We start from the raw sequence: 18,460 nt of genomic DNA, 5'->3' as shown, positions 1-18,460 counted from the left end.
AATAGAACGGGATGCAAAAAATAAAAAGCATTTATTTCCTGCCCGAAGCAGCGAGATAAATGCTTTTTTTGATGTATAAAAAAATCTTGTCGGTTATGACATGTTAAACAGACCGAGGGTGGAGCATTTTTGCGATTCCTTCCGGACCACTTCATCCATATTGATATCGAGCAGATTGCACAGCGCCGACATATAGAACAGGTTCCGCCCCAGCTCGGTGCTGATCACCTCGCGGCAGTTCTCGCACAGCTCCCCTTGGACATGGGTCCGTACCGTTTCCTTGGCTTCCTCGAGGTTCAGTCCCGGAGCAAAGGTTTGTTTGGTGGCATGAAGTTCAATACAGCCGCAATCCGTAATCGCCTTGGCGACGGACCGGTTAACGGAGGCACTGCTTTGTCCATTCTTTGACAATACATCCAGCAGACTGCGGTGACGGAGCAACAGTTCGGAAACCTGATCTTGAAAGTCTTGTAAACTTGGTGTGCCCATGTAACCTATTCACCTCTAACCTCTAGTTTTTTGAATTGAACTTATTATATTCCAGTCAATTCCCCATTTTCAACCAAAAACGAGACTTCTGTAGGATGGTACAAAAGAAAGGTTCAGCCGTCCAATAAAAATTGGAATATACAGGATTAGGTTGCTGCAAAATGGACCATACTGCTAATGAAATCTGCAACTATTAAAAATATGGATTCAAGGAGGTGAGGGAACTGATGCTGAGAAAATCGATCACGGCATTTGCCGGATTATGCGGGGCATGGATCGGGTACTCGCTGCATCATGCAGCAGGCTGGTCGTTCCCTGGAATTGGGATTGATGATTCGCTGTGGGGCAGCCTGATGTTCGCTGTGGTTGGCGCAATTTTATTTATGTTGATTGGTTCCCTGTGTGCTCAAGCTGTATCGTATCGTCTGCATTCGTTTATCGCTTCGTTCTCGAACACGCCGATGAATGAACTGGCGGCCGGAGCGTCGGGTCTGATCGGAGGACTGCTGCTAGCTCTATTAATCTACCCCAGCCTTGCCTGGATTGGACATGCCGGGGATTTGCTGGCTGTCGGCGTGACGTTTGTGTGCGGTTATATGGGACTCCGGATTGGCTTGGAAAAGAAAGAGGAGCTCGCTTCCCTGTGGACTTCTGGCAAATGGAGCCGGGGTGAGCTGCCGGAGGAACGCCGGATTGAGGAGCATAAAATTCTCGATACGAGCGTCATCATCGACGGCCGGATCGCGGACATCTGCAAAACCGGTTTTATCGAAGGAACGATCGTCATTCCCGAATTCGTTCTGGAAGAGCTTCAGCATATCGCCGATTCCTCGGACCTCTTGAAGCGGAACCGCGGACGCAGAGGACTCGATATTTTGAACAAGATCCAGAAGGAACTGGACGTCAGGGTGCTGATCTATGAAGGGGATTTCGAAGAAATTTCCGAAGTGGACAGCAAGCTGGTGAAGCTCGCCAAGGTGCTGCAGGGCAAAGTGGTGACCAACGATTTTAACCTGAACAAGGTATGTGAGCTGCAAGGCGTATCCGTACTGAACATTAACGATTTGGCCAACGCCGTGAAGCCGGTCGTCCTGCCGGGGGAAGAAATTATGGTGCAGGTGATCAAGGACGGCAAAGAGCATGGCCAGGGAGTGGCTTATCTCGACGACGGAACCATGATTGTGGTTGAAGGCGGACGCGACTATATAGGCAATATGATGGAAGTGCTGGTAACGAGCGTGCTGCAGACCTCCGCGGGGCGGATGATCTTCGCCAAACCGAAACTGTTGGAAAAAGCCCAGTAAACGCGGTATGATGGGGGTATACTCTTTTTCGGTCAGTTGTTGAGGAGGCTTTGCATCGACTTGGGCACAGAGAATCAGGTGGGCGTCATTGTGGTATCCGCGGGCCGCGGCTCCCGGATGGGGACGCAGGAAAGCAAGCAGTACCTTATGCTTGAAGACAAGCCCATCATTATGCATACGCTTGACATTTTTGAACAAATGCCGCTGGTGAAAGAAGTAGTCCTGGTCACCGGTGCGGACGATATTCCGCGCTGCGAGCAGTGGATCCAGGATTACGGACTTGGTAAAGTAACCAAGGTCATCGCGGGCGGAAGCGAAAGACAACAATCCGTATACAACGGCTTGATGGAAATCGGTACAGAATGGGTAATGGTTCATGACGGGGTTCGCCCGTTCGTGGAACCTGAACACATTGAGGCATGCTACCGGAAGGCGCTCCAGGAAGGAGCGGCCGTGCTGGCGGTGCCGGTGAAGGATACCATCAAGCAGGTGAACGATTCGGGGACGATTCTGGCGACCCCTGATCGCCGGAGTCTGTGGGCCATTCACACCCCACAGGCTTTTCGTCTTTCCGATTTGAAAAGGGCTCATGAACGCGCCGCAGCGGACGGCTTCGCCGGCACCGACGACTCTATGCTCGTGGAGCGGCTGGGCATTCCTGTGGCGGTTGTGGAAGGCAGCTATACGAATATCAAAATTACGACGCCGGAAGATTTGGAGTACGCCGCATTTATGCAGAAACGCAAGGGAGAGAAAAAGGGATGATACGTGTAGGACAAGGGTTTGACGTTCACCAGCTGGTGGAGGGCAGGCCGTGCATCATTGGCGGAGTCACGATTCCGTACGAGAAGGGGCTGCTGGGACATTCCGACGCGGACGTGCTGCTGCATGCCGTTGCGGATGCGATTTTGGGTGCGCTTGCGCTGGGGGACATCGGCAAGCATTTTCCCGATACGGATCCGGAATTCAAGGACGCGGACAGTTTGAAGCTGCTGCTGCATGTATGGGGCCTCGCCAAGGAGCGGGGATACCGCCTGGGCAACATCGATTCGACCATTATCGCCCAGCGTCCAAAAATGGCTCCTTATATTCCGCAGATGGCTGAAGTCATCGCCAAGGCGCTGGATGCCGACGTGACGCAGGTCAACGTGAAGGCGACTACGACGGAGCAGCTCGGATTCACCGGTCGGGGAGAAGGCATTGCAGCCCAATCGGTTGTATGCTTGATCCAAGATGTGCTATCATCTTGAAGGATTTAAGCTGGAATAGGGTAAAGTATTTCTGAACGGACTTTATTGATCAATGATATGACGGAGGGGATCAGGATGAGCAAAGTGCGCGTACGTTATGCACCGAGTCCAACCGGACATTTACATATTGGCAATGCCAGAACGGCGCTGTTTAACTATTTGTATGCCCGTAACCAGGGCGGAGAGTTTATTATCCGAATTGAAGATACGGACGTGAAGCGGAATATCGAAGGCGGCGAAGAAAGCCAGCTGAAGTATTTGAAATGGCTTGGCATGGATTGGGACGAAAGCGTTGATGTGGGCGGGGCGTATGGCCCATACCGCCAGACCGAACGTCTGGACATTTACAAGAAATACTGGCAGGACCTGCTGGACCGCGGCTTGGCTTACCGCTGCTATTGCACCGAGGAAGAGCTGGAGAAGGAACGGGAAGAGCAGATCGCCCGCGGCGAGACGCCGCGCTATTCCGGCAAGCACCGTGACTTGACGCCTGAGCAGTGCCAGGCATTCGAAGCGGAAGGCCGGGTGGCCAGCATTCGCTTCCGGGTACCGGACAATAAGACGTACACGTTCAACGATATAGTCAAAGGAACGATTTCTTTCAATACCCAGGACACCGGTGACTTTGTCATTGTGAAAAAGGACGGCATTCCGACTTACAACTTCGCGGTGGTGCTCGACGACCATCTGATGGAAATTTCCCACGTCCTGCGCGGGGAAGACCATATTTCCAACACGCCGCGCCAGCTGATGATCTACGAGGCGTTCGGCTGGGAGCCGCCGCAGTTCGGTCATATGACGCTGATCGTGAACGAGAACCACAAGAAGCTCAGCAAGCGGGATGAATCGATCATCCAGTTCATCGAGCAGTACGACCAGTTGGGTTACCTCCCGGAAGCGATGGTGAACTTTATCGCCCTGCTGGGCTGGTCTCCGGAAGGCGAAGAAGAGATTTACAGCAGAGAAGAGCTGATCAAGATCTTCAATCCGGACCGCCTGTCGAAGAGCCCGGCCGTGTTCGATCAGAACAAGCTGGCTCACCTGAACAATACGTACATTAAGAATGCTGATACCGACCGGATTACGGAGCTGGCGATTCCGCACTTGCAGCGGGCGAGCCGCCTGCCGGCCGAACTGGATGAGGAGCAAAAGGCCTGGACGCGCAAACTGGTCGCCCTCTATCAGGAGCAGATGACAGCCGCATCGGATATTGTCGATCTGTCGGAGGTGTTCTTCCGCTCTCATCTGGAAATCGATCAGGAAGCCCTGCCAGTACTGGCTGAGGAGCAGGTACCTACCGTATTGTCCGCGCTGCTGGCGAAGATCGAAGCTTCGGAGGAGTATACCGCTTCGCATATTGCCGCGCTTATCAAAGAGGTTCAGAAGGAGACCGGCGTGAAAGGCAAGCAGCTCTTTATGCCGATCCGCGTCGCGCTGACCGGCCAGATGCACGGCCGCGATCTGAACGAGACGATCTTCCTGCTGGGCCGCGGACGCGTTATCGAGCGGCTGAAATCGCAAATTAAGGGAGCATAAGTGGATTCTTTCTTGTAATCACGGCATATTCTAACCCATAAGCTCCCTGAAACACTTCTTGTCAGTAAGACGACTTATCGGCTATAATTACAAGCAAAATCAATTCGGCCCCGCTGTTACTGGGAGTGCCGAATGATCCAATGTGCGATCAGCGAAGATCAGGAGAAGTACATTGATCACGCCATTGACAGAGAGGGTGACCGCAAGGGAAGCGCAAGTTTTCCTTTAGGCTGGAAGTTACCTATTGGCCGGCAGTGGAAATGCACCTGTGAGCTGCATGGATGAGCGGAGGAGGATCTCCCCCGTTAGACTGTGCCGGACGTCCGCCGTTATGAGGACAGAAAGTGGGGCTTTTCGTTTGCGATGCAGTCTGCCGGAATTATCGGCGGGCACGTCAGCAGCAAGGCCCAAGCAGAGTGGGACCGCGCGTATAACGTCTCTGCAGCATAATGCTGCAGGGGCGTTTTTTGTTGAAAGAATCTTCGCTGAGCGTGGTTGGGCTTCGATGAACAAGCGTCGATGATCGCTTTTGTTGTCAGGACGAGAAGGGGTTGTGCCTCCACGTAACGATGGAGAACAGAAGAAGCAAAGAGGGGAACGGATATGTTCAAGCAAATGAAATCGGATATCCAAACCGTATTCGAGAATGATCCGGCGGCCAGAAGTCTGTTCGAGGTCATTTTCACCTATTCCGGACTGCATGCCATCTGGGCTCATCGGGTTGCGCATGCACTGTACAAACGCCGGTGGTTTACGCTGGCGCGCGTGATTTCCCAGGTCAGCCGTTTCATGACGGGGATCGAGATCCATCCCGGAGCGAAGATCGGCAAGCGCCTGTTCATCGACCATGGCATGGGCGTGGTCATCGGGGAGACCTGTGAGATCGGGGACGACGTCGTCATTTACCAGGGCGTTACCCTCGGGGGCACCGGGAAGGAAAAAGGCAAACGGCATCCGACCATCGGCAACAATGTCGTCATTGCGTCAGGCGCGAAAGTGCTGGGTTCGTTTACGGTCGGAGACCAGTGCAACATCGGAGCCAACTCGGTCGTTCTGAAGGAAGTCCCCTCGAACAGCACGGTGGTGGGCATTCCGGGAAGAATCGTGAAGCAGGACGGGCGCCGGGTGGACCGTCTCAGCCACCAGCTGCCTGACCCGATCGTCGATTCGCTGCGCAGCATGCAGCAGGAGATCGAACAGCTTCGCGGTGAATTGGAAAGACTACACACGGAAAACAACCAGCTGCAGCAGGAGGAAACCCCGGCTGGAGCACGTTCGAAATAAAGAAGCAGCGAATTTCATGGATGAAAGGAAATGTGGATATGTCCCTTCAAATTTATAATACGATGATCCGGGCGAAAGAAGAGTTTGTGTCGAAGCAGCCGGGAAAGGTGAACATGTACGTGTGCGGTCCGACCGTATACGACTACATTCATATCGGGAATGCGCGTCCGATGATCTTTTTCGACGTCGTTCGCTCATATCTGGAGCAGATCGGCAACGAAGTCAATTACGTGGTGAACTTCACGGACGTGGACGACAAGCTGATCCGCAAGGCCGAGCAGATGAACAGCACCGTGCCGGTGGTGGCGGATACGTTTATTAAAGCGTACTACGAGGACCTCGACGGGCTGGGCATTCATAAGGCGACGATCAACCCGCGGGTGACGGAGAACATGGATAACATCATCGCCTTTATCAAGGAGCTGGAAGACGAAGGCTTCGCTTATGAAAAAGGGGGCGACGTCTTCTACCGGACCGGCAAGTTTGCGGGTTACGGCAAGCTATCGCATCAGAAGCTGGAGGAGCTGCAGTTCGGCATCCGGATCGGTGTCGACGAGCGGAAGGAAAGCCCGGAAGACTTTGTGCTTTGGAAGGCGGCGAAGCCGGGAGAGATTTACTGGGCTAGCCCTTGGGGCGACGGCCGCCCTGGCTGGCATATCGAATGCTCGGCCATGGCCCGCCGCTACCTTGGCGACACCCTGGATATCCACGGAGGCGGACAGGACCTGCAGTTTCCGCATCATGAGTGCGAAATTGCGCAGTCGGAAGCTTTGACCGGCAAGCCGCTCGCCAACTACTGGATGCATAACGGGTACATCAAGATCAATAACGAGAAAATGTCGAAATCGCTCGGAAACGGCATTTTGGTCAAGGATCTGCGCGCCCAATATAAAAAAGAAGCGATCCGCTACTTCATGCTGTCCACGCATTACCGCAATCCACTCAACTTCAACAGCGAAACGATGGATCAGGCGATGAAGAGCGTGGAGCGGATCGCCAACGCCGTCACGAATATGAAGCACCGCCTGGATACGGTGGCTCCGGACGGAAACGGTCCGGTCCGCGAATCCGTGCAGCAGAAGCTGGATGCGATTCTGGCTTCCTACTATGAAAAAATGAACGATGATTTCAATACGCCGGATGCGATTACCTCCGTATTCGAATGGGTCAGCGAAGCCAACCTGCTGCTTCAGGAGCCTGTGGCGAACCCTGCGGAACTGAAGGCGATGCTGGCGGCTTTTGACGAATTGAACGCGGTGCTGCGGCTCTATTTCGAGGAAAAGGCCGAGCTTCTGGACGAGGAAGTGGAGCAGCTGATCGCCGAGCGTGCCGAAGCCCGCAAGAACAAAAACTGGGGCCGCGCGGATGAAATCCGCGACGAGCTGGCGGCCAAGGGAATTCTGCTGGAGGATACAGCGCAGGGCATGCGCTGGCGCCGCAAATGAGCGGGGCGGACGGCAACGAACTGCTGCCGGAAAGTGCGGGAAGCTGGATGTTCAGCTACCCGCCATCCAAGCCGGCCCGGCTGATTCCGCCGATCGTCTTGGCTTATATTGGCGATGCTATCTATGAGGTGGCCATCCGCCAATATTTGATTTCCAAGACGAACCTGCGACCCAATCAGCTGCACCGTTCGGCGACCGGACTCGTCTCAGCCAAGGCCCAGAGCCGGATTGTCGGTGCGCTGGAGGAGATGCTGACCGAAGAGGAACGCGACGTGGTCCGCCAAGGCCGCAACGCCAAGTCGGGCACCATTCCGAAAAATGCCGACGTGCTGGAATACCGGCATGCCACCGCGTTCGAGTCCCTGATCGGATACTTGTACTATACCGGGCAGTTCGAGCGCATGCAGGAGTTAATCGACACGGGGATCAAGTTCATAGAGCAGCAGCCCAAGAAGAAATAAGACGGCAGGCCATCACAGGCAATAAGAATCAGGAGGAAAATCGATGGAGGAAGAAATCATTGCCGGGAAGCATTCGGTCACCGAAGCGCTTCGATCCGGGCGGACGATTAATAAAATATGGATTGCGGAAAATGCCCAAAAGCATCTGACGCAGCCGATCATTTTCGAGGCCAAAAAGCTTGGCGTCGTCATTCAGCAGGTGGACAAACGTAAGCTGGACCAGATGGCGCCGGGTATGCAGCATCAAGGGGTAGTCGCGCAGGCGGCGCCTTACGCCTACGCCGAAGTGGAGGACATCCTGCAGGCCGCGGAAGCCAAGGGAGAGGCGCCGTTCATCTTGCTGCTGGATGAGATCGAAGACCCGCACAATCTCGGCTCGATTCTCCGGACCGCAGACTGCACCGGCGTTCATGGGGTAATCGTGCCGAAACGCCGGTCGGCGCAGGTTACCGCGACCGTGTCCAAGACGTCCGCCGGCGCCGCCGAATACGTCCCGGTCGCACGCGTAACGAACCTGGGGCAGACCATTGAGGAGCTGAAAGAGAGAGGAATTTGGGTCGTCGGTACCGACGTGTCGGCTTCCTCCGAGATGTACGACACGAATGTGTTTGACGGCCCCGTCGCTGTGGTTATCGGCAACGAAGGGAAAGGCATGGGCAGACTGATCCGCGAAAAATGCGATGTTTTGGTGAAACTCCCCATGAAAGGTCAAATCAACTCGCTTAACGCTTCCGTGGCCGCGGGAGTCGTGATGTACGAAGTTGTGCGCCGGCGCCGCACCCAAGGTTAGCCGGAATGGCGGCTTTGCGCGATGTGCTTCTGGTCGATGGCTATAATATGATCGGCGGATGGCCGTCCCTTGCAGAGCTGTCGCAGATCAGCATGCAGGAGGCCAGGGACGAGCTGCTGGCCAGGCTGGCCGATTATCAGGCCTTTTCCGGAAGAAAAGTGATCGCGGTATTTGACGCCTACCGGGTGCCGGGGCTGGGCAAATCCTTTTCGCAGAGCAAGGTCCAGGTGTACTTTACGAAGGAGAAGGAGACGGCGGACGAATGCATTGAGCGTCTTGTTGGAGAGCTGACCCGGCGAAGCAGGCAGATCTATGTGGCGACCAGCGATTTGATCGAACAGCATGTCATCTTCGCGCGGGGAGCGCTTCGCTTGTCCGCCAGGGAGCTGCTGATCGAAGTAGAGAACAGCGAGCAGATGATCCAGAAGCGGATCAAGGAAGATCAGGCCAGATCGACGCGCAATACGCTGGACAGCAAGCTGTCGCCGGACATCCGCGAAATCTTCGAACGATGGCGGCGGGAATAGCCAACTTTTGTATGAAATGACAAATTTGCAGCTCTTGACAATTTTGCTATCGCTGTTCTTTTTTGGATAATCCGTGGTTGACGGCTTGGAGAGCATCATTTATACTGTTCGTATATTTCACGAGTAACGGGTACCTTGCGTTGCAGCCGGGGGGTTTCTTGGTGAGCGTCGACCTTAAAGAGTTAATGTTATCTGATTATGATTACAAGACGGATGAGGACGTAGTCGAATATTTCCGCGAGGGTGACAGTGAAGCGCTGGAGTACTTGATCAACAAGTACCGGAATTTCGTGCGGGCCAAAGCCAGATCTTATTTTCTGATCGGCGCCGACCGCGAGGATATCATCCAGGAAGGCATGATCGGTTTATACAAATCGATCCGTGATTTCAGAGGGGACAAGCAGTCCTCGTTCAAGGCTTTTGCCGAGCTGTGCATTACGAGGCAGATCATTACGGCGATCAAGACCGCGACGAGACAGAAGCATATCCCGCTGAATTCTTACGTGTCGTTGGACAAGCCTATCTATGATGAGGATTCCGACCGTACGCTGCTTGACGTGATTTGCGGCTCGCAGGTATGCGATCCGGAAGAGCTGATTATTAACCAGGAAGAGTTCGTCGGACTCGAGGACAAGATGTCCGAGATTCTGAGCGACTTGGAGCGCAAAGTGCTGATGCTGTATTTGGATGGCCGCTCCTATCAGGAAATTGCGGTAGATTTGAAACGGCATGTGAAATCGATCGATAATGCTCTGCAGCGGGTCAAGCGCAAGCTGGAGAGATATTTGGAAGTTCGCGACAATTGAACAGACGCTAAGGTGAAGAAAGGCTCGTAAGGAGTCTTTTTTTATTCACACCGGAAGTGCCGAGGTTTAACCTCTGGACGAATGAATCATACTGGTAAATGAATGCAGGCGGCTTATGATGAGAAAAAAGGCTTGAAACGACAGGGAATCGTGGTTTTTAAACGCGTATTGACAAGGCCATTCTTTCGTTGACATGGTTTGACCCTTGTGATAAAGTGTTTTAGGTAGGCCTAAATTCGCGTGTTTTAATGAATGAGAGAGCAAAGGCTTCGGCACGAGCTTAATCGTTCATTTCGCAGGAACGGTTTTTTTTCTTTTCAGCGATGAAAAGTTTAGGCTGTTTCCTACTAGGGATCAATATTGACTCTTCTGAAATAGAAGGACGTCTTCGGGAGGTGCACAGCATGCGGGTAATTATCACTTTGGCTTGTACGAATTGCAAACAAAGAAACTATACGACGACCAAAAACAAGCGAAATCACCCCGACCGCATGGAGATGAAGAAATTTTGCAAGTTTTGTAACGAGCAAACTCCTCATCGCGAAACCAGATAGTTTTTTGGAGGTGTAGTCGGCGTGAAAGGTTTCAAGTCTCTGTTTTCCTTTTTCTCTGAAAGCTGGGCGGAACTTAAAAAAGTTCGCTGGCCTAATCGTAAAGAGTTGACGAATTACACGCTTATCGTACTTGGCACCATTGCGATCGTCACGATTTATTTTTGGGTTCTAGATATCGGCATTTCCGCTGTGATCGAAGCGATTATTTAAGAAGGGTCCCGGGTGGCTTGATATGGAAAAAAGATGGTACGTAGTTCATACCTACTCTGGGTATGAGAATAAGGTCAAAGCCAATTTGGAAAAACGCGTTGAGTCCATGGGCATGGAAGACAAGATTTTCCGCGTTCTTGTTCCGATGGAAGAAGAAGTGGTAAACAAGGACGGCAAGAAAAAGGTCGTCATGAGAAAGGTTTACCCCGGATATGTCTTGGTGGAAATGATCCAGACTGACGATTCCTGGTACGTTGTACGCAATACGCCAGGGGTTACAGGATTTGTCGGTTCGACGGGTTCGGGTTCCAAGCCGACGCCTTTGCTTCCGGAAGAAGTGGAACAGATTCTGAAGCATATGGGTATGGAAGAGCCGAAGCCGAAGATCGAATTCGATATTAAAGAATCCGTACGTATCAAAGTTGGTCCTTTTGCGAATTTTGTTGGCTCGGTAGAAGAAATTCTCGTCGACAAGAGCAAGCTGAAGGTACACGTCAACATGTTTGGACGGGAAACCCCGCTTGAGCTGGATTATACTCAGGTGGAGAAGATATAAAGTTCTTCAGGTTTCTTGTGGGAGGGCTTCGAGGCCCGCTAACCACTTTTGAAGGAGGTGTCTTACATGGCAAAGAAGGTAATCAAGGTTGTTAAACTGCAAATCCCTGCAGGTAAAGCGAATCCGGCGCCGCCAGTAGGTCCAGCATTGGGTCAAGCAGGTGTCAACATCATGGCATTCTGTAAAGAATTCAACGCTCGTACCGCTGATCAAGCTGGTCTGATCATTCCGGTTGAAATTTCGGTATTTGAGGATCGTTCCTTTACGTTCATTACCAAAACTCCACCGGCTGCAGTTCTGCTTCGCGTAGCTGCCAAAATCGAGAAAGGTTCCGGCGAACCTAACAAGAAGAAAGTCGCTACCGTTAAACGCAGCACTGTCCGTGAAATCGCTGAGCAAAAAATGCCTGACCTGAACGCAGCTTCCGTTGAAGCAGCTATGCGTATGGTTGAAGGTACTGCGCGCAGCATGGGTATCACAATCGAAGACTAATCCGGTTTTTCTTGCGACACCCGGCCTATGAGGCCGGCACATGTGGGAGGAATATCCGCTAAAACCACAAAGGAGGAACAAACATGGCTAAACATGGTAAGAAGTATGTTGAAGCTGCCAAGCTGATCGACAGCGAAGCAGTATACGAGCCAGCAGAAGCTGTAGAGCTTGTGAAAAAGGCTGCGACTGCCAAGTTCGACGAAACCGTTGAAGTTGCAGTTCGTTTGGGCGTTGACCCACGTAAACAAGACCAAGCCGTTCGTGGTGTTGTTGTCCTGCCTCATGGCACGGGTAAAACACAACGCGTATTGGTATTTGCGAAAGGTGACAAAGCGAAGGAAGCGGAAGCGGCCGGCGCAGATTTTGTTGGCGATCAAGACATGATCAACAAGATCCAACAAGGCTGGTTCGAATTCGACGTCTGCGTCGCTACACCTGATATGATGAGCGAAGTCGGTAAACTGGGCCGTCTGCTTGGTGGTAAAGGCCTTATGCCTAACCCTAAAGCAGGAACAGTTACGTTCGATGTTGCCAAGGCTGTTCAAGAAATCAAAGCCGGTAAAATCGAATACCGTCTGGACAAAGCAGGTCAAATTCACGCACCGATCGGTAAAGTATCCTTTGATGCGGCCAAACTGAATGAGAACCTCAAATCTCTCATCGACGCACTCAACCGTGCTAAACCAGCTGCTGCAAAAGGTGTTTATCTGAAGGGGATCGCCGTATCCTCGACGATGGGACCAAGCGCACGCGTGAATACAGCAACCTTTAAATAAGTTATCGTTGACTCGTTCTGAGTTATCTGTTACTATATAAAAGTTGTTGTTTAGGTCCTTGTGACCGACCACTAAAGTTGAATATGCTTACCGTAGACAGTAGGTGCCTAAGGGCTTAATTTCCTACCGAGGTGTTGTGATAGAATATATATGATTTTCCTGCGCTTTGCCCGGACAATCATCATTCATCAGGCCTTCGTAAATCTACGGAGGCTTTTTACTTGCCTATGAAATCGGAGAAGCCAAGAGTACTCAGACTCGAAGCGGACTCCGACGTAGATCGAACTGGCGGCCGGCAAGTCCGGCTGGACAGTCATTGAAACTTTCAGGAGGTGTAGACATTGGCAAACGCAAAAGTGATTCAAGCGAAACAAGAAGCTGTAGATGCGGTAACTGCGAAATTGCGCGAAAGTGCAACGACAGTAGTGGCTGACTACCGCGGATTGAACGTTGCCCAAGCTACCGAACTGCGTAAGCAGCTTCGCGAAGCGGGTGTTGAATTCCAAGTGTTGAAGAACACTTTGCTGCGCCGTGCGACTGCCGCTGCTGAGCTGACTGAACTGGACGAAGTATTGACCGGTCCAACAGCTATCGCATTCAGTGCAGAAGACGCCGTAGCACCAGCTAAAATCCTTAACGATTTTGCTAAGAAGAACGAAGCTTTGAAACTGAAAGGTGCCGTGGTTGAAGGCCGTGTAGTCGGCGTTGACCAAATCAAGGCGTTGGCAGAACTGCCATCCCGCGAAGGTCTCCTTTCCATGCTCCTCAGCGTGCTTCAAGCTCCAGTTCGCAACTTCGCGCTTGCAGTTAAGGCTGTGGCTGAGAAAGAAGAGCAAGGAGCGTAAGCTTCCCGTTCTGACAGGTTAAAAGCAAACAAAAAATAATTTTATTATAAAATGGAGGTTCAACCATGAGTAAAGAGCAAATCTTGGAATCAATCAAAGGTATGACTGTTTTGGAACTGAACGACCTGGTTAAAGCAATCGAAGAAGAATTCGGCGTAACTGCTGCAGCTCCAGTAGCTGTAGTTGGTGGCGGCGCTGGCGCAGCTGAAGCTGCTGAGCAAACTGAATTCGACGTAATCCTGGCTAACGCTGGTGCTTCCAAAATCAACGTTATCAAAGCCGTTCGCGAAATCACAGGTCTTGGCTTGAAAGAAGCTAAAGAACTCGTTGACAACGCTCCAAAACCACTGAAAGAAAAAGTGGGTAAAGAAGAAGCTGAATCCGTTAAAGCTAAATTGGAAGAAGCAGGCGCTACTGTAGAAGTGAAGTAATTCCTTCTCAGTTGAAGCACATAGCAAACCCCTTGATCATTCAAGGGGTTTGTTTTTGTAAAACCGCATCCCTTGTGACTAAACGACTAGAACCAGGGGATCCTGTGTAATGAAACCAAGGATTCGGAGGGAAAGCATGTCACAGCATTACTATTCCAACCAGCCCGAAGCCGGACATGACCGGCGGAGTCTGGAAGAGCGACTGCGGGGTGCAGTCTACAAGTTCACGAGCGATGCCGGGGTGTTTTCCAAGAAGGGAATTGATTTTGGCAGCAAGGTGCTGATCGAAGCGATGGATATTCCGCAGGGGGCCGAGGTTCTGGATGTGGGCTGCGGGTACGGTCCTATCGGACTGGTGGCGGCAAGACTGGCCGGGGATGGGCATGTGACGATGCTGGATGTGAACAGCCGTGCAGTGGAGCTCGCCAAGGAAAATGCCAGGCTGAACGGAATTACGAACGTGACGATTCTGGAGAGCGATCTACTGCAGCAGGTAGAAGGGAAAGCTTTCGATGCCATCCTGACCAATCCGCCGATTCGTGCCGGCAAGGAAACGGTGCATCGGATTTTCGAGCAGGCGTATGAGCATCTTCGTGAAGGTGGATCCTTGTGGATCGTGATTCAGAAGAAGCAGGGGGCACCATCGGCAAAGGCGAAGCTGGAGAGCTTGTTCGCACAGGTGGAGGAAGTCACCAAGGATAAAGGGTACCGGATTTTTAAGGCTACAAAATCTTTTCAATAATATGCAATAGGACTATTGACTTGAAAAATCATGTGTGATATTATTATAAAATGTCAGTATTAGGATAGGCTTCTTGTCTTTAGTTGGCTGAAATGTCAATAGTTTTTATGCGGAGATATGCATAAAATAGGGCATGTCCACGTATAATATGTACATTTTGGGCAAATCTACTGGATATGAAGTCACTTCTATGTTTAGAAGGCAAGACCATGGATAAGTTGCTCTTTGTTCGAAAGCATTCGGGTAAGGGCTTTTCTTTATTTGTGGATGAATCCTCTGCATGAATCCATTATAAGGTTCCAAACAGAGGTTCGCAATCAATTTTTAAAGTGAGTAGACATGAGGGGTGAGTTAAAGTTGGCAGGACATCTTGTTCAGTATGGTCGACGCACTCGGCGAAGTTATGCACGAATTAATGAAGTACTTGAGATTCCGAACCTGATCGAAATCCAACAGAAATCATATGAATGGTTTTTGGAGGAAGGATTGCGCGAAATGTTCCAGGATATCTCGCCAATTCAGGATTTTACGGGCAATTTGGTGCTGGAGTTCATCGACTACAGCCTGGGCGAACCCAAATACACCGTCGATGACGCGAAAGAGCGTGACGTGACGTATGCGGCACCGCTTCGGGTGAAAGTACGGCTCATCAACAAAGAAACCGGAGAAGTCAAAGAACAGGAAGTATTCATGGGAGATTTCCCGCTGATGACGGAGACCGGTACATTTATTATCAACGGTGCAGAACGGGTCATTGTCAGCCAGTTGGTACGCTCTCCTAGCGTCTATTTCAGCACGAAAGTCGATAAAAACGGTAAGAAAACCTACACTGCAACGGTGATTCCAAACCGTGGTGCCTGGCTTGAACTGGAGACGGATGCAAAGGACATCATGTATGTCCGGATCGACCGTACCCGTAAAATCCCGGTTACCGTTTTGCTGCGGGCGCTTGGTTTCGGCAGCGACGCCGAAATTTTGGACCTGCTCGGCAACGACGAATACATCCGCAACACGCTGGACAAAGACAACACCGATTCCACGGAAAAAGCGCTCATCGAAATTTACGAACGCCTCCGTCCGGGCGAGCCGCCTACGCTCGACAATGCGAAGAGCTTGCTGGTAGCGCGCTTCTTTGATCCAAAGCGTTATGACCTGGCCAATGTCGGCCGCTATAAAATCAATAAAAAGCTGCATATCAAGAACCGTCTGTTCAACCAGCGTCTTGCTGAATCGCTGATCGATACCGATACCGGTGAGATCATTGCCGAAGCCGGACAAATGGTGGACCGCCGTCTCCTTGACGAAATCCTGCCGCACCTGGAGAAGAATGTCGGACACAAGACGTACCATGTTGCCAATGGTGTGCTTGATGCCGATGACATTCCGACGCAAAGTATCGACGTATTCTCCCCGATCGAAGACGGCAAGGTCGTCAAAGTGATTGCGAACGGTAATATTGATAAATCGGTTAAACATATTACGCCTGCTGATATTATTTCCTCGATCAGCTACTTTATTAACTTGCTGCATGGCATCGGCGACACGGACGATATTGACCACCTCGGTAACCGTCGTCTGCGTTCGGTCGGTGAACTGCTGCAGAACCAGTTCCGTATCGGTCTGTCCCGTATGGAACGTGTCGTACGCGAAAGAATGTCCATCCAGGATGCGAATGTCATCACGCCGCAAGCCCTGATCAACATTCGACCGGTTATCGCGTCGATCAAAGAGTTCTTCGGAAGCTCCCAGCTGTCCCAGTTTATGGACCAGACCAACCCGCTTGCTGAACTGACGCATAAACGCCGTCTGTCTGCACTCGGACCCGGCGGTTTGACGCGTGAGCGCGCGGGCTTTGAAGTTCGTGACGTCCATCACAGTCACTACGGCCGGATGTGTCCAATCGAGACACCGGAAGGTCCGAACATCGGCTTGATCAACTCCTTGTCTACGTTCGCACGGATTAACGAATACGGCTTTATTGAAGCTCCGTACCGTTGGGTCGATCCGAAGACGGGGATTGTAACAGACCAGATCGACTACCTGACGGCCGATGAGGAAGACAACTATGTGGTCGCACAGGCGAACGCAGTGCTGAATGAGGACGGCAAGTTTGCGGATGAAATGGTTATCGTCCGTTACAATAAGCAGTCCGACAACATCTTGCCGATGCCGAGCGAACGCGTGGATTACATGGACGTTTCGCCGAAACAGGTCGTATCGGTCGCAACGGCGCTCATTCCGTTCCTCGAGAACGATGACTCCAACCGCGCCCTGATGGGATCGAACATGCAGCGTCAGGCTGTGCCGCTTCTCGTGCCTAAAGCTCCGCTGGTTGGTACAGGAATGGAACACAAGTCTGCAAAGGATTCCGGGGTATGTATCGTTTCCAAATATGACGGTGTAGTTGAACGTTCTTCCGCCAACGAAATCTGGGTGCGCCGCATCGAGACCGTGGACGGCAAAGAAGTCAAAGGCGACATCGTTAAACATAAATTACACAAATTTATGCGTTCGAACCAAGGCACATGCATCAACCAGCGTCCGATCGTGAAGAGAGGCGACGTCATCAAGAAGGGCGACATCCTCGCGGACGGACCTTCGACGGAAATGGGCGAGTTGGCTCTTGGACGTAACGTTGTCGTAGCATTCATGACCTGGGAAGGTTATAACTACGAGGATGCCATCCTCCTCAGCGAGAAGCTGGTGAAGGAAGATGTGTACACTTCGATTCACATCGAGGAATACGAATCCGAAGCGCGCGACACCAAGCTCGGACCGGAAGAAATTACCCGCGATATTCCGAACGTCGGCGAGGAAGCTCTTAAGAACCTCGACGAGCGCGGCATTATCCGGATCGGTGCCGAAATCAGCGCCGGCGACATTCTCGTCGGTAAAGTTACACCAAAAGGCGTAACGGAGCTGACGGCGGAAGAGCGCCTGCTGCACGCCATCTTCGGTGAGAAGGCGCGTGAAGTGCGCGACACCTCCCTGCGCGTACCGCATGGTAGTGACGGGATTATCGTGGACGTCAAAGTGTTTACCCGTGAGAACGGCGACGAGCTGCCTCCTGGTGTAAACCAACTGGTTCGGGTGTACATCGCTCAGAAGCGTAAAATTTCTGAAGGTGACAAAATGGCCGGACGTCACGGTAACAAAGGGGTCGTGGCCCGCATCCTGCCGGAAGAAGATATGCCGTTCCTGCCGGACGGTACGCCGGTACAGGTCGTACTGAACCCGCTGGGGGTACCTTCCCGGATGAACATCGGGCAGGTTCTGGAAGTCCACTTGGGCTTTGCGGCCATGCGTCTTGGTATTCACGTGGCTACGCCGGTATTCGACGGTGCCAATGAATATGATGTATTTGACACCATGGAAGAAGCCGGCATGCAGCGCAACGGTAAGACGCGTCTGTACGACGGCCGCACGGGCGAGATGTTCGAACGTGAAGTTACCGTCGGCGTCATGCACATGATCAAGCTGGCCCACATGGTTGACGATAAAATCCATGCCCGTTCAACTGGACCATACTCGCTCGTTACGCAGCAGCCTCTGGGTGGTAAAGCCCAGTTCGGTGGACAGCGCTTCGGTGAGATGGAAGTTTGGGCGCTGGAAGCATACGGCGCCGCATATACACTGCAAGAGATCCTGACCGTCAAATCCGACGATGTGGTCGGCCGGGTGAAAACCTACGAGTCCATCGTTAAAGGCGAGAACGTTCCGGAACCGGGTGTTCCTGAATCGTTCAAGGTTCTGATCAAAGAGCTTCAATCCCTCGGTATGGATGTTAAGATCCTGAGCGGTGACGAGCAGGAGATCGAGATGAAAGAGCTCGATGATGAAGACGAGGCAGCCGGCGATAAGCTGAGCCTCAACCTGGAAGGCGAAGAAGTCGGAGTGGAATAAAGACCGTGTGAAGGCGGGCGGGGATACCGTCCGTCCTCATTCACGGTTTAAATCATTAG

General features: G+C 52.0%; 20 protein-coding genes and 1 other annotated feature. Of the genes, 19 read left to right on the top strand and 1 reads right to left on the bottom strand.

The features are described 5' to 3' along the window. Nucleotides 1–93 precede the first annotated feature (93 nt). On the bottom strand, nt 94–489 hold the full coding sequence (locus IAE55_RS32430; protein ID WP_076176710.1) for a DUF1573 domain-containing protein: 396 nt from the start codon (nt 487–489) through the stop codon (nt 94–96). Nucleotides 490–716: 227 nt separating this feature from the next. Here IAE55_RS32430 and IAE55_RS32425 point away from each other — a divergent pair, with 227 nt between their 5' ends. The 19 genes from IAE55_RS32425 (at nt 717) to rpoB (ending at nt 18,401) form a co-directional block, all read left to right on the top strand. Next, nucleotides 717–1,793: a PIN/TRAM domain-containing protein gene (locus IAE55_RS32425; RefSeq protein ID WP_076176711.1), complete on the top strand. Its 1,077-nt coding sequence runs from the start codon at nt 717–719 to the stop codon at nt 1,791–1,793. A gap of 54 nt (nt 1,794–1,847) precedes the next feature. After that, nucleotides 1,848–2,558 carry a 2-C-methyl-D-erythritol 4-phosphate cytidylyltransferase gene (gene ispD / locus IAE55_RS32420; protein WP_374954596.1) on the top strand — a complete coding sequence of 237 codons (711 nt, stop codon included), beginning with the start codon at nt 1,848–1,850 and terminating at the stop codon, nt 2,556–2,558. Beyond that, nucleotides 2,555–3,043, top strand: coding sequence for a 2-C-methyl-D-erythritol 2,4-cyclodiphosphate synthase (ispF, locus tag IAE55_RS32415; RefSeq protein ID WP_105441910.1), 489 nt, complete (start codon nt 2,555–2,557; stop codon nt 3,041–3,043). The genes ispD and ispF overlap by 4 nt, the downstream gene beginning before the upstream one ends. A 75-nt stretch (nt 3,044–3,118) precedes the next feature. Next, nucleotides 3,119–4,579, top strand: a complete 1,461-nt coding sequence (gene gltX, locus IAE55_RS32410) for a glutamate--tRNA ligase (protein WP_105441909.1) — start codon at nt 3,119–3,121, stop codon at nt 4,577–4,579. Between the two features lie 603 nt (nt 4,580–5,182). Beyond that, nucleotides 5,183–5,863 carry a serine O-acetyltransferase gene (gene cysE, locus IAE55_RS32405; RefSeq protein ID WP_145165259.1) on the top strand — a complete coding sequence of 227 codons (681 nt, stop codon included), beginning with the start codon at nt 5,183–5,185 and terminating at the stop codon, nt 5,861–5,863. 38 nt (nt 5,864–5,901) lie between these two features. Beyond that, complete coding sequence (gene cysS / locus IAE55_RS32400) at nt 5,902–7,308, top strand: cysteine--tRNA ligase (protein ID WP_145165272.1); 1,407 nt, start codon at nt 5,902–5,904, stop codon at nt 7,306–7,308. Beyond that, nucleotides 7,305–7,769, top strand: coding sequence for a Mini-ribonuclease 3 (locus IAE55_RS32395; protein ID WP_145030018.1), 465 nt, complete (start codon nt 7,305–7,307; stop codon nt 7,767–7,769). The genes cysS and IAE55_RS32395 overlap by 4 nt, the downstream gene beginning before the upstream one ends. A 43-nt stretch (nt 7,770–7,812) precedes the next feature. Beyond that, complete coding sequence (gene rlmB / locus IAE55_RS32390; RefSeq protein ID WP_145165261.1) at nt 7,813–8,559, top strand: 23S rRNA (guanosine(2251)-2'-O)-methyltransferase RlmB; 747 nt, start codon at nt 7,813–7,815, stop codon at nt 8,557–8,559. Nucleotides 8,560–8,564: 5 nt separating this feature from the next. Further along, the gene (locus IAE55_RS32385) at nt 8,565–9,086 is read left to right on the top strand and encodes an NYN domain-containing protein (protein WP_076176718.1); all 522 of its coding nucleotides are present in this window, start codon (nt 8,565–8,567) and stop codon (nt 9,084–9,086) included. 161 nt (nt 9,087–9,247) lie between these two features. Then, entirely contained in the window at nt 9,248–9,892 is a 645-nt protein-coding gene (sigH, locus tag IAE55_RS32380; RefSeq protein WP_076176719.1) for an RNA polymerase sporulation sigma factor SigH, read from the top strand. A gap of 404 nt (nt 9,893–10,296) precedes the next feature. Next, nucleotides 10,297–10,446, top strand: coding sequence for a 50S ribosomal protein L33 (gene rpmG, locus IAE55_RS32375; RefSeq protein WP_076176720.1), 150 nt, complete (start codon nt 10,297–10,299; stop codon nt 10,444–10,446). A gap of 21 nt (nt 10,447–10,467) precedes the next feature. Further along, nucleotides 10,468–10,656 (top strand): preprotein translocase subunit SecE, encoded by a 189-nt coding sequence (gene secE / locus IAE55_RS32370; protein ID WP_076176721.1) that lies wholly within the window; start codon nt 10,468–10,470, stop codon nt 10,654–10,656. 22 nt (nt 10,657–10,678) lie between these two features. Beyond that, nucleotides 10,679–11,212, top strand: a complete 534-nt coding sequence (gene nusG / locus IAE55_RS32365; RefSeq protein WP_076176722.1) for a transcription termination/antitermination protein NusG — start codon at nt 10,679–10,681, stop codon at nt 11,210–11,212. Nucleotides 11,213–11,278: 66 nt separating this feature from the next. Then, on the top strand, nt 11,279–11,704 hold the full coding sequence (gene rplK / locus IAE55_RS32360; RefSeq protein WP_076176723.1) for a 50S ribosomal protein L11: 426 nt from the start codon (nt 11,279–11,281) through the stop codon (nt 11,702–11,704). An 83-nt stretch (nt 11,705–11,787) separates the two neighbouring features. After that, entirely contained in the window at nt 11,788–12,480 is a 693-nt protein-coding gene (gene rplA, locus IAE55_RS32355) for a 50S ribosomal protein L1 (protein WP_076176724.1), read from the top strand. A gap of 72 nt (nt 12,481–12,552) precedes the next feature. Next, nucleotides 12,553–12,709: a sequence feature (ribosomal protein L10 leader region), on the top strand. A gap of 112 nt (nt 12,710–12,821) precedes the next feature. Then, nucleotides 12,822–13,325, top strand: coding sequence for a 50S ribosomal protein L10 (gene rplJ, locus IAE55_RS32350; RefSeq protein ID WP_076176725.1), 504 nt, complete (start codon nt 12,822–12,824; stop codon nt 13,323–13,325). A gap of 65 nt (nt 13,326–13,390) precedes the next feature. Then, on the top strand, nt 13,391–13,756 hold the full coding sequence (rplL, locus tag IAE55_RS32345) for a 50S ribosomal protein L7/L12 (RefSeq protein WP_076176726.1): 366 nt from the start codon (nt 13,391–13,393) through the stop codon (nt 13,754–13,756). A 136-nt stretch (nt 13,757–13,892) separates the two neighbouring features. Further along, nucleotides 13,893–14,498 (top strand): class I SAM-dependent methyltransferase, encoded by a 606-nt coding sequence (locus tag IAE55_RS32340; protein WP_200634865.1) that lies wholly within the window; start codon nt 13,893–13,895, stop codon nt 14,496–14,498. Between the two features lie 357 nt (nt 14,499–14,855). After that, on the top strand, nt 14,856–18,401 hold the full coding sequence (gene rpoB / locus IAE55_RS32335) for a DNA-directed RNA polymerase subunit beta (RefSeq protein ID WP_200634864.1): 3,546 nt from the start codon (nt 14,856–14,858) through the stop codon (nt 18,399–18,401). Nucleotides 18,402–18,460 lie beyond the last annotated feature (59 nt).

It is taken from the genome of Paenibacillus sp. S28 (assembly GCF_016624415.1).
Taxonomy (GTDB): domain Bacteria; phylum Bacillota; class Bacilli; order Paenibacillales; family Paenibacillaceae; genus Paenibacillus_AQ; species Paenibacillus_AQ favisporus.
Note: the sequence above shows the minus strand (reverse complement) of the source record. Positions and strands in the feature narration are given on the sequence as shown.